Raw genomic sequence first — 15,200 nt, 5'->3', positions numbered from 1 at the left:
GGGCACGCCCGGGCGGGCGCGGGCGCGCGCTGGCTGGCCACCTGGCCCGGCTGCTGCGCCAGGCCCAGGCTTGCCACGCGCCGCGGCTGCTGGCCGCCGCCTTCGTCCTCGCGCTGGCGGCCTGGGCGGCGGAAGCGCTGGCCTTCTACTGCCTGCTGCAGTGGCTGGACGCCGGCGCCAGCCTGTCCTTCGCCTGCCTGGCCTTTGCCGGCGCCATGCTGGCCGGCGCCCTGAGCTTCCTGCCCGGCGGCCTGGGCGGCATGGAAGCGGCCATGGTCAGCCTGCTGCTGTGGCAGGGTATGGCGCCGGCGCAGGCCGTCGCCGCCACCATCCTGATCCGCCTGACGACCCTGTGGTTTGCCGTGGCCCTGGGCGTAGCCGCCCTGTCCACCAGCCGCGCCGCCCGGGTGCAGCCGACATGAGCGCGCCCGTGCGTTCGTGGAACGGCCTGCCGCAGGCGGCGCATGCGCGCCAGCTGGCCCTGCAGGCGCGCGACGCGGCCCTGCCCACGCCTGACGGCAGCCTGCTGGCGCACGGCAATGGCCGCAGCTATGGCGACAGCTGCCTGAACGACGGCGGCACCGTGCTCCTGACGCGGGGCCTGGACCGCTTCATCGCCTTCGACCGCGCCAGCGGCGTGCTGCGCTGCGAAGCGGGCGTGCTGCTGGGCGACGTCGTGGCGCTGGCCCTGCCGCAAGGCTGGTTCCTGCCCGTCACGCCGGGCACGCGCCACGTGACGGTGGGCGGCGCCATCGCCAACGACGTGCATGGCAAGAACCACCATGCGGCGGGCAGCTTCGGCCACCACGTGCGCGCCTTCGAGCTGCTGCGCTCGGACGGCAGCCGCCTGCTGTGCGGGCCGGACCAGCTGCCGCAGTGGTTTGCCGCCACCGTGGGCGGGCTGGGCCTGACGGGCTGCATCGTCTGGGCCGAGCTGCAGCTCATGCCCGTGCCCAACCCCTTCATGCTGGTGGCCGAACGGCGCTTTGCGGGGCTGGACAGCTTCTGGGAGCGCAATGCGGCGGCCGAGCGCGCCGCGCCCTATACGGTGGCGTGGATCGACTGCCTGGCACGCCAGCCGCGCGGCATTTTCAGCAGCGCCTGCCATGCGCCGCCGCAGACGGACCTGCCCGCGCACCGCGCCGCGCGCCGCCGCATGCCCTTCATGCCGCCCGTTTCGCTGGTGAACTGCCTGAGCCTGCGCGCCTTCAACGCCCTGTACTACCACCGCCCCCTGCCGGCGGCGCCGGCGCTGCGCCACCATGGGGGCTTTTTCTATCCGCTCGACGGCGTGCGCGACTGGAACCGCATCTACGGCCGGCGCGGTTTTTACCAGTACCAGTGCGTGCTGCCGCCGTCCACCTGCCGCGACGGCATCGCCGCCATCCTCGCGCGCATCGCCGCCAGCGGCCAGGGGTCTTTCCTGGCCGTGCTGAAGACCTTCGGCGCGCGGCCGCCGGCCGGCATGCTGTCGTTCGCGCGGCCCGGCGCCACCCTGGCGCTGGACTTTCCCAACCGGGGCGCCGCCAGCCTGCGCCTGTTCGCCGACCTCGACGCCATCGTCGCCCAGGCGGGCGGCGCCCTGTACCCGGCCAAGGATGCGCGCATGCCCGCCAGCCTGTTCCGCGCCGGCTTTCCCGCCTGGGAAGCGTTCAGCGCCTTCATCGACCCCCGATTTTCATCAAGCTTCTGGAGAAGAGTCAACCCATGAGATCATTGCAACGCACCGTCATCTTCGGCGCCACCTCCGCCATCGCGCACGCCACGGCGCGCCGCCTCGTCGCCGCCGGCGCCAGCGTCCACTGCATCGCCCGCAACGGCGCCAGGCTCGACACCCTGCTGCAGGACTTGCGCGTGCGCGCCGGCGCCGAGGGTCCCTACATCGGCGGCGAATGCGCCGACCTCGACGACTACGACCTGCACGCGGGACTGCTGGCGCGCGCCGACGCGGCGCTGGGCGGCATCGACGCCGTGCTGGTGGCCCACGGCTGCCTGCCCGACCAGCAAGCATGCGCCGCCTCCGTGCCGCTGATGCTGGCGCAATGGACGACGAACGGCGGCAGCGCCATGGCCATCCTGGCGCTGGCGGCCAACCTGCTGCAGCCGCGGGGCCAGGGCGTGCTGGCGGCCATCGGCTCGGTGGCGGGCGACCGTGGCCGGCAAAGCAATTACATGTACGGCACGGCCAAGGGCGCACTGGCCATCTACCTGCAGGGACTGCGCCACCGCCTCGCGCCGCATGGCGTGGCCGTGCTGACCATCAAGCCCGGCTTCGTCGACACGCCCATGACGGCGGGCCTGGACAAGGGCGGCCCCCTGTGGGCCAGCGCCGACACGGTGGCGGCCGGCATCGTGAAGGCCATGCGGCGCGGCCAGGCGCAGGCCTACCTGCCCGGCTTCTGGCGCTACATCATGCTGGCCATCCGCCTGACCCCCGACGCGGTTTTCCACCGCACGCGCCTGTGAGCGCCGCAGCAAACGGCCTGCCGCCGGCCGCCCTGTTCGATTTCGACGGCACCCTGAGCCGGCGCGACTCGCTGCTGCCCTTCCTGCGCCATGCCTGCGGCACGCCGCGCCTGGCGGCCAGCCTGCTGCGCCTGTCGCCCGTGCTGCTGGCGTATGCCTGCGGCCTGCTGCGCAACGACGTGGCCAAGCGGCGCCTGCTGGCGCGCTGCCTGGGCGGCATCGATGCCGGCGCGCTGGCGCGGCTGGCCGACGCGTATGCGGGCGCGCCGCTGGACGCCCTGCTGCGCCCGCAAGGCATGGCGCGCCTGCGCTGGCACCAGGCGCAGGGCCACGCCTGCGTGCTCGTCAGCGCCTCGCTCGCGCTGTACCTGCAGCCGTGGGCGCGGCGCCACGGCTTCCGCGCCTGCATCGCCTCGCCGCTGGCGGGCGCCAACTGCCATGGCCAGGAAAAGGTGCGCCGCATCGCCCGCTGGCTGGCCCGCTCACCGCACGCCATCGCCTACGCATACGGCGACAGCCGCGCCGACCTGCCCATGCTGGCCCTGGCGCGCCATGCCTTTTTATGGCGCGGCGGGTGCTTCGTCGCCCAGGCGCGAGGCCCGCATGCGTGAACCGGCCGTCTTCCTGTGGCTGGTCGACCTGGCCGACCCCGCCCTCGATGCCCTGGCGTCCTGCCTGAGCGCGCAGGAACAGGCGCGCGCGGCCCGCTACCGGGGCGAGGCCCTGCAGCGCGGCTACCGGCGCGGCCGCGCCGCCCTGCGCCACATCCTGGCGCGGCAGACGGGACAGGCGCCGGCCGCGCTGGCGCTGGCCGAAGGGCCGCTGGGCAAGCCCGTGCTGGCGCATGGCGGGCTGCATTTCAACCTCAGCCACAGCGGCACCCTGGCGCTGGTGGCCGTCTCCGAGGTGGCCGTGGGCATCGACCTGGAACAGCGGCGCGACGGCTTCGACGCCGCGGCGCTGGCACCGCTGGTCTGCCATCCCGAGGAACGCGCGGCCCTGGCTGCCCTGCCGCCGGCGCAGGCGCAATCCCGCTTCCTGCAGCTGTGGACGCACAAGGAAGCGTATTGCAAGCTGCTGGGCACGGGCTTGCACACGGACCCCGCGCGGCTGACGTTCGGCGCCTCGCCCGGCCCGGCGCCCGTCAGCGATGCGCGCGATCCCCGCTGCGGCGCCTGGGTCTACCCGCTGTATCCGGCCGACGGCTACGCGGCCAGCCTGTGCGTGGCAGGACGGGGCGCCAGGCCCGTGTGGCTGCGCTTCCAGGCCTGGCCCGCCGCACCGTTGCCGCCTGGACAAGCGCTTGCGTAAACGCCCGTCACGCTCGATAATGAGAATGCTTCGCATTTATGGCCATGCGGATTTCTCAACAAGTTTTGCAGGGTTGTCTTACGCATGCGCGCTTTCTGGACTGTCATACACCGCTGGGCCGGCCTCACCATCGCCCTCTTCCTCATCGTCGCGGGGCTGACGGGCGCCGTCACCTCGTGGGACCACGAACTGGACGAGTGGCTCAATGCCGACATCATGGACACGCCGGGCCGCGGCCCCGTGCTGTCGCCCTTTGCGCTGGCGCACACCGTGGCGCAGGCCGATCCGCGCGCGCAAGTCAATTACATGACCCTGGGCCTGGAAGCAGGCCATGCGGCCGCCTTCATGGTGCGCCCCCTGGCCGATCCGGCCACGGGCAAGCCCTTCGCGCTGGGCTATGACACCGTCTACATCGACCCCGTCACGGCGCAGATCACGGGCACGCGCGATTCGGCCGCCATTTCCCTGTCGCGCCGCAGCCTGATGCCCTTCCTGCGCCACCTGCACTACAGCCTGCACGTGCCCGCCTTCTGGGGCACGGACCGCTGGGGCTACTGGCTGATGGGGAGTGTCGCCCTCGTCTGGCTGCTCGACAGCATGGTGGCCTTCTACCTGACCACGCCGCGCCGTTTGCGCCAACGCGCTCCGGACGAGGCACCGCGCCACCGCGACGCCGCCGGCTGGTGGCAGCGGTGGAAGCCGTCGTGGACGGTGCGCTGGGCGGCCGGCGGCTACAAGCTCAATTTCGACCTGCACCGCGCGGGCGGCCTGTGGGTGTGGGCCATCATCCTCGTCGTGGCCTTCACCTCGTTCTCGCTGAACCTGTACCGCGAAGTCTTCTATCCCCTCATGTCGCTCGTCTCCACCACCACGCCGGGGCCGTACGAGACGCAGACGCCGGCGCCCTACGGCACGTATATCGCGCCCGCCATCGGTTTCGAGCAGGCGGCCGGCATCGCCAGGCAGGCCGCCGCGCAGCGGGGCATCACCGCGCCCATGGGCGGCATTTACTATGGCGGCAATTATTCGTTCTACAACGTCTCGTTCTTTGACCCGGCCGACGAATTCGGCGCGGCCGGCATGGGCCTGTCGAACCTCTACGTCGACGGCATGGACGGCAGCATCATCGGCCAGCACAAGCCGTGGCAAGGCACGGCCGCCGACGTCTTCGTGCAGCTGCAATTCCCCCTGCACTCGGGCCGCATCCTGGGGCTGCCGGGACGCATTCTAATGTCCTGCATGGGCCTGATGGTGGCCATGCTGTCCGTCACCGGCATCGTCATCTGGGAGCGAAAGCGCCGCGCGCGCCGGCTGCAGGCGACAAAGGCGTGACGCGCACCTGACTGGCGCCAGCACGCGCCGCCGCCCCGCCTGGCCACCGGCATGCTCACGCGCAAGGCGTGACGGCATTCCCCTGCACCCTCCCCACCTTCCCCATTTGCACCTTCCCCCGCGCACCACGACCGCCGGCACCTGCCGGCTGTCCGCGCTGGGTGCTGTCCACGCGCCTGCCGGGTAACTGCGCGCCCTGCGCCAGCGCAATAATTCAAATGCAGTTTACTTGCAATAGCGTGGCACGCCCGCTATTATCGCAACTCGATTGCATTTAGACCATCTTGCCGCGGCCCCAGCCGGCGCCGCCGCTTCACCCTTCCTGGAAAGACCTATGCGCCAACACGTATTCGCAGCCGCCATGCTGTCCACCGCCCCGCTCGCCTACGGGGCGGACGACGTCACTTTGCAGGCCATCGAGGTCCGCGCAGACCGGCCTTCAAACATCGACAGCGTCGCCGTCGTCGAGAATGACCAGGCCCGGAACAGGACGCTGGGCGGCATGCTCGAACAGGTGTCCGGCGTGCAAAGCAGCGCCTTCGGGCCGAATGCGGGCGCGCCCGTGATCCGCAGCCTGGGCGGCAGCCGCGTGCAGATCCTCGAAGATGGCCAGTCCATCCTCGGCATGAATGCGCTCAGCGGCGATATCAACATCCCCTTCGATCCCCTGTTTGCGCGCAAGGTGACGGTCAACAAATCGTCCGACAGCGTGCGCTACGGCGGCAATGCCATCGGCGGCAGCGTCGACGTCGATTCCGGCCTCGTTTCCAGGAAGATGGAAAGCAAGCGGCAAGACGTGGAACTCGTCTTGCGCAAGGGCATCAACGATGCCGATGCCCAGGGCTTGCGCGCCAACTTCAACGACGGGCAGCACTTCTCGACCAATGTGCAGCTGTCCTTCCAGACAATCGGCCACTACGACATTCCCGGCAACAGCAAGGCCGGCGCGTGCAACAGCCAGCTGTTCCCGGCCAACGGCGGCGTGAATACCTTCCTGGCCGACAGTTGCCAGAAAGAAGCGCGCATCCAGCAGGTGTACAACAAGGCCTCGCAGCCCTTTATCGACCAGTTCATGACGGAAAATCCGGACTGGGCGGACGGTGATTTTTCCTTCTTTACCAACAATCCAACCTCCGTCTGGCAGCGCAAGACCTACGTCAATCCCGCCAATCCCGCCTACGTGCCGGGCACGCCAGCGATGACGCAGAACAAGATCAACAAGGACGTGACGCCCGACTACCACGGCACGCTGGGCAACAGCCACGCCAGCAATGCCCACTTTGCCGTCGGCACCACCTATTTCTTCGAGCGGGGTTACGTGGCCTTCAGCCTCGATACCAAGGACAGCGAATATGGCGTGCCCGGTTTTTCCATGGAGAACCAGTCCTTCGGCGCCAATTACGCCGAGGGGCAGCCCGTCGGCGTCGTGATCAAGCAGGATAAATATGCGCTAGAAACCCTGCTGCGCGATCCCCTCCCCTACCTGGAAAGCGTGCAGCTGCGTGCTTCCCGCCTGAACAATGCATCGGGGGAACGCCTCGGCGCCGCCTCGGCGAACGATTACCAGTTCGACACGAATCAGGCCGAACTGCTGCTGGCGCAGCGGCGCGCGGGGCCGTGGAGCGGCTTGCTGGGCTTAGGCTACCAGACGAGGGATGTCAGCGGCACGGGACCGCAGCGCTACCTGCCCGACGTCAGCACCCGCAGCAGCGCGCTGTTCGTGAAGCAAAACCTCGACCTCGACTGGGCTTCCTTCGATGCGGGCGTGCGCCATGAGCGCGTGCGGCATGCGATCCACGAGAGCGGCTTCAAGACGGCGCGCAATGCTGCCAATTCAAAGCTCGAGGACCGGGCGTTCAGCCTGAACAGCTACAGCGTGGGCGCCTCGGCCCCGCTGGGCCGGCTATTCGGCGTGAAGCTGCGCTACGCCTCATCGGCGAGGGCGCCGGAAATCAATGAGCTGTATGCGAGCAACCGGCACTATTCCATCATGACCCAGGAAGAAGGCAACCAGGACTTGCAGGCCGAGCGCGCCAGGACGACCGAACTGACGGCCCTGTTCGGCCATGGCGGCTTCAAGCTGTCGGCCACAGGCTACGCCATGAAGTACGCAAACTATCTGTACCTGGGCCACTCGGGACTGCAGACGGCCAACCGCCTGCCCCTGAAGTACTGGAAACAGACGGATACGACGGTGAAGGGATTCGAAGTGGACGCCTCGCAGGCCATCCGGCTCGGCGGCTACGGCAAGCTGGATCTCTCCGCATTTGCCGACCTGGTCAGGAACAAGGCGGACCATCCGGACGCGCTGCGCGCGCACAACGACGGCGCCTACCTGCCCAACATGCCCACCAGCCGCTATGGCGCCCATGTGCAGTGGGAACGCCAGGGCTGGAAGAGCCGCCTGTCCGGCACCCGCTACGCCGCGCAGAAATACCTGGGCAAGAGCGTCAGCGAGGAAGTGCCGCTCGATGGCTACACCATGGTGAACTTCCAGGTGAGCCGCGCGTTCCAGCTGCCCCATGCGCCCATGGCGGAAATGGAAGTCTTCCTCAGCGCCTCCAACCTGCTCGATGACGAGGCGCGGCCACACAATTCCCCATTGAAATACATCGCGCCCTTGCCGGGGCGGGCATTCCAGCTGGGCTTGACGGGCAGGCTGTAAGGCGCCGGGGGGACCTTTGCCGCGGCGCCTGCCGCTCAGGCCTCGCTGGCCAGGCGCTGGCACCTTTCCAGGCTGCGTTCGCCATTTGGTCCCCATTCGGCGGTGTCCAGCCTGGTGCCGATTTTTTCGAACTGCTCCAGCAAGGTCATCTTGTCCTTGGCCAGGCAGGCAAAATAGGCATAGCGGTTGCGCTGGCTGACGCTGTCCGGGGAGCGCGCCAGGATATCTTCATATCCCTGCTTCATCGTCGGCCAATCGGCCAGGCTGCTGTCGAACAGGGCATGGCCATACTGGTGTACCGCCGCCGCCCAGTACAAGCTGGCGTACAGCCCTGCGCCGTGTTCCGCCCGTGTCTGCGCGGTAGCCTGCCTGATATATTTGTCCAGCTTGCCACTGTCGCCGCCCCACTTGGGCAGCAGCGCCATGCTGGCCACGGCATACAGGTTCAGGTCCCGGGGGTTGCGCTGCAAGCCGTCCTGCACGATGACATCCCTCTGCTTTTGACTGAAGCCCAGGCCCCTGCCGATATCGAGCAAAGTCACATGGGCATAACTGTCGCTCAAGGCGACTTCGCCGTGGTCATTCAGGTACTTCACCGCACTGCGCAGATAGCTTTCAAAGTCTTTCCATGCCTGGGGTGGTACCTGGTCCGCCATTCCGTTGCCACGGTACGACCAGCCGTGCGCAAACAGTGACCTGGCGTGCAGGATATGGGCCAGCGCCGATTGCGGATACTGCGTCGTCCATTGCAAGGTCAGCGCGTCCAGTTCCCGCAGATACGGTTCGCGTGGCCGCGCATCGTGATCGAAGACGCTGGTCAACTCCTCGCGAAACAGGTCGAGCTTCGCCTGGCCTTCCGGCGTGTAGCCGCCACTGTCCCTGAGTTGCGCATTTTTCCTTTCCAGCGCGGCAAAGTCGCCTATCCAGAAGTCTTCCGAGGCTTTCGTCGCGATGGGCGCCGCCGCTTCCGCCTTCGCCTGCGCGGCGATGCCAGCCATGGCAATGAGCACGGCAGCCAAGGCCAGGAAGGGCCGGCCCGCCGTGCGCCCGCGTCGAGTCTGCATGATCATGGTGTTCCCTCCTCGCCATCGGCTGCATCGTCCATGCCGTCCAGGCTCCATACCATTTGAAAGCTGGCATAGCCCGTCTTCGACGGTGCATAGCTTTGTCCCGTCATGGCATAGGCCAGCGCGGCGGCATCAAAAACTTGCTCAAAAGCAATAGGCTGTGCATCACGGATGCCCGGCACCGCGATCTTGCGCCCGATGATACTGGCCTCCTGCGCCAGCCCGGCGCCATCGAGGCGCACGCGCACGGTAGTGGTGCCCGTCACCTCGAAGCGCCTGGCCAGCGGCGGATAGGGCCTGGCGGAAGGACTGTCCCCAGCGGACTTCATGGAACGGAAATCATCATAACGGTCGGCCGCGACGCTCAAGGTGCCATAGCGATAGGCACGCAGGGCCTGGGCAGGCGCGACGTCTTGCAACAAGCTCAGCTGCAGCCACCATTGCTGCAGGGCGCACTGTTCATCCTTGTGCAGCTTATCGTAGGCGAGCCGCTTCGACAGCACGCTGTCGGCCAGGGCCGGGGTGAGCGCCAGCGCAGGCCGGGGGCCGCCGGCCTGCCAGCGGCTGATTACCGAGGCAATGGCTTCCTGCGGCAGCGGTAGCGGCATGGGCAACTGGGCAGGCCGCGCTTGTCCCCAGCGCGCCAGCATCTGGCCTTCGTTTGCCAGCGCGGCCTCGCGCTGCGCCACGGGCATGGCCTGGATGCGCGTGATTCTTCTGGCAAAATCGCCAAAGCGCCACGCGCCATCCGTCACGCATACCCTGGGCGCCGTCTTGAGCACCGCCAGCATTGCTGCTTCATACGCAGCATCGCCCGTATCGAGTTGCCATAATGCCAATTCATTGAACAAGCGTGACATCAACGGGAAATACAGGTCTGCGGCAGTTCCTGCCTCGCCGGCAGCGCGTTGCTGGACGCGCTCATCCGCCATCCAGGCCGCCAGCAAGGGGCGAACCTGCTTCAGGTGCGTTTCCCGCAGGGCAATGGCGCCCGCGCGCAGCGCCGGGTCGAGGGGCAGATCCTCGTCCAGCGCGAAGGTGAGTTCAACCCAGTGGTGCAGCCATTTGAGGAGCTCCGCATCCTGCCCCTGGCTTTTGGCAGCCGCCCCAGCCGCCTTGCCCTTGACGGGTGTCTTGGCGGGCGCGGCCTCCAGGGTGGTACAACACAATGCCAGTCCCAATACCAGGGCATGGCGCAAGCGGGGTGACGACGGGAGATGGGGCATCAAAAAAGGTCTCTTCGCGGGAAAGCATATGTTTGATCGCCGCCGCCATCGGGCGGCGGTCCAAAATTGCGTGCGAGAAATACAATACCATCTTGTCAATGTTGAAAATACACACATTCTCACACTTTCCCGCTATCGATCAAATAGTCATGCTTCCAGCAACAGACTCCTGATCACCGCCCCTCCCGGCCTGGCGGGCGCGCCCGCTACACGGCGCTATCCCATGGCGCCGACAGCCGCACGGCGCAGTTGATGAGGCCCACCATCGAATATGTCTGCGGGAAATTGCCCCACATTTCGCCCGTCACGGGGTGCGTGTCTTCCGACAGCAGGCCCAGGTGATTACGCGCCAGCAACATGGTCTCGAAGATCTTGCGCGCCTCGTCCTTCCTGCCGATGCGCGCCAGGGCGTCGATGCGCCAGAAGGTGCAGATGTTGAAGGCCGTTTCCGGCTTGCCGAAGTCGTCGGGCGCCTCATAGCGGCGCATGTAGGGGCCGTCGCACAGGGACGCTTCCAGCGCGTCGACGGTGGCGATGAAGCGGGGGTCCATGGGGTCGATGAAGTTGACTTCCGCCATCAGCAGCACGGACGCGTCCAGGTCGCGCCCGCCCAGGCTTTCCGCGAAGGCCTGGCGTTCCTCGCTCCACGCTTCGCGCAGCAGGCGCTCGCGGATCAGCACGGCGCGGCCGTTCCAATGGTCGGCCCGGTCCGCCAAGCCCAGTTTATGGGCGACTTTCGCCAGGCGGTCGCAGGCGGCCCAGCTCATCAGCATGGACGAGGTGTGGACGCGCGCCCGCGTGCGCAGCTCCCACATGCCCGCGTCCGGTTCCGCATGCAGGCGGAAGGCCTGGTCGCCCACGGCTTCCAGCGCGGCAAACTCGGCTTTTCCCGCCCGGTGGAACAGGCGGTGGTCGAGGAAGGCCTGCGCCGCGCCCAGCACGATGTTGCCGTAGACATCGTGCTGGAAGTGTTCCTGCGCCTGGTTGCCCACGCGCACGGGGCCGTTGCCCCGGTAGCCGGGCAAGTGGTCGAGGATCGATTCGGGCAGCTGCTCTTCCAGGCCGATGCCGTACAGGGGCTGGATGTGGCCGCCTTTCGAGCGGGCGACGATATTCGTCAGCCAGCGCAAATACTCTTCCATCGTGCCCACTTCCGACAGGCTGTTGAGCGCGCGCACGACGAAGAAGGCGTCGCGCAGCCAGCAATAGCGGTAATCCCAGTTGCGGCTGCTGCCGGGCGCTTCGGGGATGCTGGTGGTCATGGCGGCGATGATGGCGCCCGTGTCTTCATATAAAGACAGTTTCAAGGTGATGGCGGCGCGGATGACGACGTCCTGCCACTCCAGCGGCACGGCCAGGCGCCGCGTGTAGGTGCGCCAGTAATTGATGGTTTCCTTTTCGAAGATGCGCGCCGTCTCGTCGATGCCGCCGGCCAGGGTTTCATCGGGGCCCAGCAGGAAATTGGCCGTGCTGCCCAGCACGAAATACGTTTCGCTCAGCACATAGTTGAGCGATACATCCGTGTTCAGGCGCAAAGTCTGTTCCGGCCCCACGTAGCGGATGTGGTGGCTGCCCTGCGTGACCTGCGGCGCCAGGCGGCCCCAGTCGTAGCGGGGGCGCAGGCGCAAGCGGATGCGCACGGCGCGGTCCAGCGGGCGCACGCGGCGGATCAGCATCAGCGGGCGGAACATGCGGTCGCGGCTGAGAAAGCGGGGCGCGAAGTCCGTGATTTCCACGCCACGCCCGTCCATGTCGTACAGCCGCGTGCGCAGCACGGCCGTGTTCGGCTCGTAGAACTGTTCGCTGCGGGCAAAATTCTCGATGTCGATGGCCCACACGCTGCCGTTTTGCGTGTCGTCCAGCAAGGTATTGAAGACGGGATCGCCGTCGAAACGGGGCAAACAGGACCAGACGACCTGCCCCGCCTGGTCGATCAGGGCGTTGAAGGCGCAATTGCCCACCACGCCGCAGTTCAGGGATGCTTGCGCGGGAGGCGCCGTGGCAGCGGTCGTGGCGGCGGATGCATGGGCGCCGCTGGGGATGTCATACGATGTCGTCATGGGCTACTCCTTCAAGGGGGATACGGCGGCGGCCAGCAAGGCGGCGCGCAAGGCGCCCGGGCTGGCCAGGCGCAGGGCGGCGGCGCTGGGGCCGCTGCCCACTTTCACGCCCTGCCCGCCTGCAAGTTGTACAAAGGCAAAGCCTGCCTCGTCGGTGGTATCGTCGCCCGCGAACACGGGCCGGCGACCGGCGAACGGGCTTTCCTGCAGGAAGGCGGCAATGGCGCCGCCCTTGTCCGTGGCGGCCGGCTTGGCTTCCAGGACCATTTTGCCATGCAACAGCAGAATGCCCGGGCACGCTTGCACGGCCGCCGTCATTTCCTGCAGGCACAATTGTTCCAGTTCCGGCGCCAGCCGGTAATGCAGGGCCACGGCGCCCCGTTTCTGTTCCACCAGCAAGCCCGGGTGGCGCTCCGCCAGCGCCTGCGCGCGCGCCAGCACGGGCGACACGTCGGGCGTGGCCGCCACGAACAAGGTGCCGTCGGCGCCGCGCCGCTCCACGCCATGCACGCCGGCCACGGGCAGGATCAGCGGGGCCAGCATGGCATCGATCTGCGCCACGGGGCGGCCGGAAATGAGGGCCAGCGCGCCGTCGTGGCGCTCGGCCAGCAGCGCCAGCGCTTCCACCACGCCCGGTTCCAGGCGCACGCCGTCGGGCGTGGCCGCCAGGTCGACCAGGGTGCCGTCGAAATCAAGGAAGACGGCCGTCCCGGGCGCACCCAGCAGTTGCAGCAGGGCGCCGCTATCGTCGGTCAGGTCGTCCATCAGATCCCCTTGCGCCGCTTGATGCGGCTGTGGGCGTCGATCTTGGTCATGACCTTGTCGCGCTGGCGCAAGCGGGCCGCGTCCAGCAGCATGCGCCCGGCCCAGCGGTAGACATTGAAATGTTTCACTCGGGCACGCATGCTCTTCATGCGCTCGCGCTGTTCCACGGGCGGCATCACGAGGGCGCGGTACAGGGCCTCGGCACCCTGCTCGATGTGATACGGATTGATGATCAGCGCTTCATGCAGCTCACGCGCGGCGCCCGTGAATTGCGACAGCACGAGCACGCCCAGTTCGTCGTCGCGCGCGGCGATGAATTCCTTGGCCACCAGGTTCATGCCGTCATGCAAGCTCGTCACCATGCACACTTCGGAAGCGCGGAAATAGCGCTGCAAGTCGTCCTGGCCATGGTGCTCGGCCTTCAGCAGGATGGGCACGTAGTCGCCGCTGCCGAAGCGGCGGTTGATGCGCTCGACCATCTTGCGCACCCGCGCATCGAAGCTTTGATATTCGTCCAGGGCGGCGCGGCTGGGCGCGGCGATCTGCACGAAGGTAAAACTGCCCACCATGCCGGGCTGCTGTTCCAGCATGCGCTCGACGGCCTGGAAGCGTTCGACGATGCCTTTCGTGTAGTCGAGGCGGTCCACGCCGATGCCCAGCAAGTGGTCTTGCGCCACGCCCAGCTCGCTGCGTATCTGTGCGCGGCACGCGGCCACGTCGGGCTGCTGCGGATTCTCGTCCGGCCAGGCGATGGAAATCGGGTAATCCTCGACCTGCGTCATCTCGCCGCCGTAGGAAATGACGGACGCTTCCGGCTCGATGCGCGTTTCCAGGTAGCGGTCCACCGTTTCGAGGAAATTCTTGCGGTGGAAGGGCGTATGGAAACCGAGGATGGTGCTGCCCAGCAAGCCATCGAGGATTTCCTCGCGCCACGGGCAAATGCCGAAGGATTCGGAATTGGGCCAGGGGATATGCCAGAAAGTAATAATGGTCGCCTTCGGCAAGACGGCGCGCACCATGCGCGGCAGCAAGGCGAAGTGGTAATCCTGCACCAGCACGACGGGATTGTCCGTCTTCGCCTCGGCGATCACGGCATCGGCGAAGCGCTGGTTCACCTTCACGTACTGGTCCCAGTCGGACGAGCGGAACACGGGGCGCACGTGGGCGATATGGCACAGCGGCCACATGCCCTCGTTGGCAAAGCCATAATAATAGCCCTGCTCCTCTTCTTGCGTCAGCCACACGCGGCGCAAGGTATAGCTGGGGTTGTCCGGCGGCACGGGCACGTGGTCGAGCTTATCCACCGTCTCGCGGTCGGCGGAACCGGCGCCATGCGCGATCCACGTGCCGGAGCACGCCCGCATCACGGCTTCCACGGCCGTCACCAGGCCGCTGGCCGGGCGCTGCACGGCGATCCCGGCTTCCGTTTTGGTATGGATATACGGTTCGCGGTTGGATACGACGAGCACCTGGTCGCCCGCCAGGTCCGCTTCGAGCAGGGCGCGCAGCTTGTCCGGCGTCCAGTCGGACGACCAGCCGTTGTCGCCCTGGCGTTCCAGGTGGTATTCCTGCAGCAGTTCGCGCAGGTCGCCGATCAGCGGCGCCATTTCCGGCGGCGGCGCGGGCGCGGCGGCGGGTGCGGCGGCGGCCACTGCGCCATTGCCTTTCGGCAACAACTCGCCCCGTAAAATATCCTTCACGGCGGACAGCCAGCCGCGCCAGCTCAGGTGGGCCACGAAGACGGTCATCAGGGAAATGAGCACGGCCAGCACGGCCAGGAAGGCGAAGATGAAACGCTTGGTGTCCGTATTGCGGCGCTCGACAAAGCTCATGTCCTGCACCAGCACCAGGCGGCCCAGCTGCGAGGCATCCTGCATGACGGGGGTTTCGCTGATGTGGACCTGCCCTTGCGGCAATTGCGCGAGGGACTTGTACAGCCCCCCCGTGGGCGGCGTGCTCCAGCAGCCGATCGAGGCGGGGTATTCCAGGGATTGGTAGACCAGGTGGCCCGCGTTGTCGCAAAAGCCGATGGCGATCAGGCGTTCGTCGCGCGTGGCGCCCTGGAACAGTTCCTCGATGCGCGCGGCATCGTGGGCGGGCAGGTATTCGGTGAGCGAGGGCCGCAGGGTTCCGGCCAGCAATTCGGCCCGGCTGTCGAGATCGCGCACATACCAGCGCAGGGTAATATTATCGAGCAGGGGTACCACAATATACGCAAACAATCCCAGCACCAGGGCCAGCGGCAGGATGAAGCGCAAGGACATGCGGAGTGATCGTACTAGCATCGTTTTCCTTTGCAGACATGAAC

Annotated in this window: 12 protein-coding genes; 7 read left to right on the top strand and 5 right to left on the bottom strand. The window is 67.3% G+C overall.

The annotated features are described in order from the left end of the window. The 7 genes from AC07VL_RS10930 to AC07VL_RS10900 form a co-directional block, all read left to right on the top strand. On the top strand, window positions 1-422 hold a 422-nt coding region (locus AC07VL_RS10930), incomplete at its 5' end, for a flippase-like domain-containing protein (RefSeq protein ID WP_494805852.1). Beyond that, a complete protein-coding gene (locus AC07VL_RS10925; protein ID WP_494805851.1) occupies window positions 419-1,711 on the top strand; it encodes an FAD-binding oxidoreductase in 1,293 nt (430 codons plus the stop codon). The genes AC07VL_RS10930 and AC07VL_RS10925, both read left to right, overlap by 4 nt. Next, on the top strand, window positions 1,708-2,466 hold the full coding sequence (locus AC07VL_RS10920) for an SDR family NAD(P)-dependent oxidoreductase (protein ID WP_290601694.1): 759 nt from the start codon (window positions 1,708-1,710) through the stop codon (window positions 2,464-2,466). Before AC07VL_RS10925 ends, AC07VL_RS10920 begins: the two co-directional genes overlap by 4 nt. Continuing rightward, the gene (locus AC07VL_RS10915) at window positions 2,463-3,077 is read left to right on the top strand and encodes an HAD-IB family hydrolase (protein WP_494805850.1); all 615 of its coding nucleotides are present in this window, start codon (window positions 2,463-2,465) and stop codon (window positions 3,075-3,077) included. The genes AC07VL_RS10920 and AC07VL_RS10915 overlap by 4 nt, the downstream gene beginning before the upstream one ends. After that, complete coding sequence (locus AC07VL_RS10910) at window positions 3,070-3,777, top strand: 4'-phosphopantetheinyl transferase family protein (protein ID WP_494805849.1); 708 nt, start codon at window positions 3,070-3,072, stop codon at window positions 3,775-3,777. Before AC07VL_RS10915 ends, AC07VL_RS10910 begins: the two co-directional genes overlap by 8 nt. A gap of 84 nt (window positions 3,778-3,861) precedes the next feature. Further along, entirely contained in the window at window positions 3,862-5,109 is a 1,248-nt protein-coding gene (locus AC07VL_RS10905; RefSeq protein WP_494805848.1) for a PepSY-associated TM helix domain-containing protein, read from the top strand. A 334-nt stretch (window positions 5,110-5,443) separates the two neighbouring features. After that, a complete protein-coding gene (locus AC07VL_RS10900) occupies window positions 5,444-7,774 on the top strand; it encodes a TonB-dependent receptor (protein WP_494805847.1) in 2,331 nt (776 codons plus the stop codon). A 35-nt stretch (window positions 7,775-7,809) separates the two neighbouring features. Here AC07VL_RS10900 and AC07VL_RS10895 read toward each other — a convergent pair whose 3' ends face one another. The 5 genes from AC07VL_RS10895 to AC07VL_RS10875 all read right to left on the bottom strand — a co-directional run bounded on the left by AC07VL_RS10895 (window position 7,810) and on the right by AC07VL_RS10875 (window position 15,156). Further along, window positions 7,810-8,844, bottom strand: coding sequence for a DUF4034 domain-containing protein (locus AC07VL_RS10895; protein WP_494805846.1), 1,035 nt, complete (start codon window positions 8,842-8,844; stop codon window positions 7,810-7,812). Then, the gene (locus AC07VL_RS10890; protein WP_494805845.1) at window positions 8,841-10,040 is read right to left on the bottom strand and encodes a hypothetical protein; all 1,200 of its coding nucleotides are present in this window, start codon (window positions 10,038-10,040) and stop codon (window positions 8,841-8,843) included. The genes AC07VL_RS10895 and AC07VL_RS10890 overlap by 4 nt, the downstream gene beginning before the upstream one ends. Before the next feature lie 233 nt (window positions 10,041-10,273). Further along, window positions 10,274-12,127: a glycoside hydrolase family 15 protein gene (locus tag AC07VL_RS10885; protein WP_494805844.1), complete on the bottom strand. Its 1,854-nt coding sequence runs from the start codon at window positions 12,125-12,127 to the stop codon at window positions 10,274-10,276. Window positions 12,128-12,130: 3 nt separating this feature from the next. Continuing rightward, complete coding sequence (gene otsB / locus AC07VL_RS10880; RefSeq protein ID WP_494805843.1) at window positions 12,131-12,892, bottom strand: trehalose-phosphatase; 762 nt, start codon at window positions 12,890-12,892, stop codon at window positions 12,131-12,133. After that, complete coding sequence (locus tag AC07VL_RS10875; RefSeq protein ID WP_494805842.1) at window positions 12,892-15,156, bottom strand: alpha,alpha-trehalose-phosphate synthase (UDP-forming); 2,265 nt, start codon at window positions 15,154-15,156, stop codon at window positions 12,892-12,894. Before AC07VL_RS10875 ends, otsB begins: the two co-directional genes overlap by 1 nt. Window positions 15,157-15,200: the final 44 nt, after the last annotated feature.

It is taken from the genome of Janthinobacterium sp. GW821-FHT03C08 (assembly GCF_059420905.1).
This window is presented reverse-complemented; position numbering and strand designations above follow the sequence as displayed.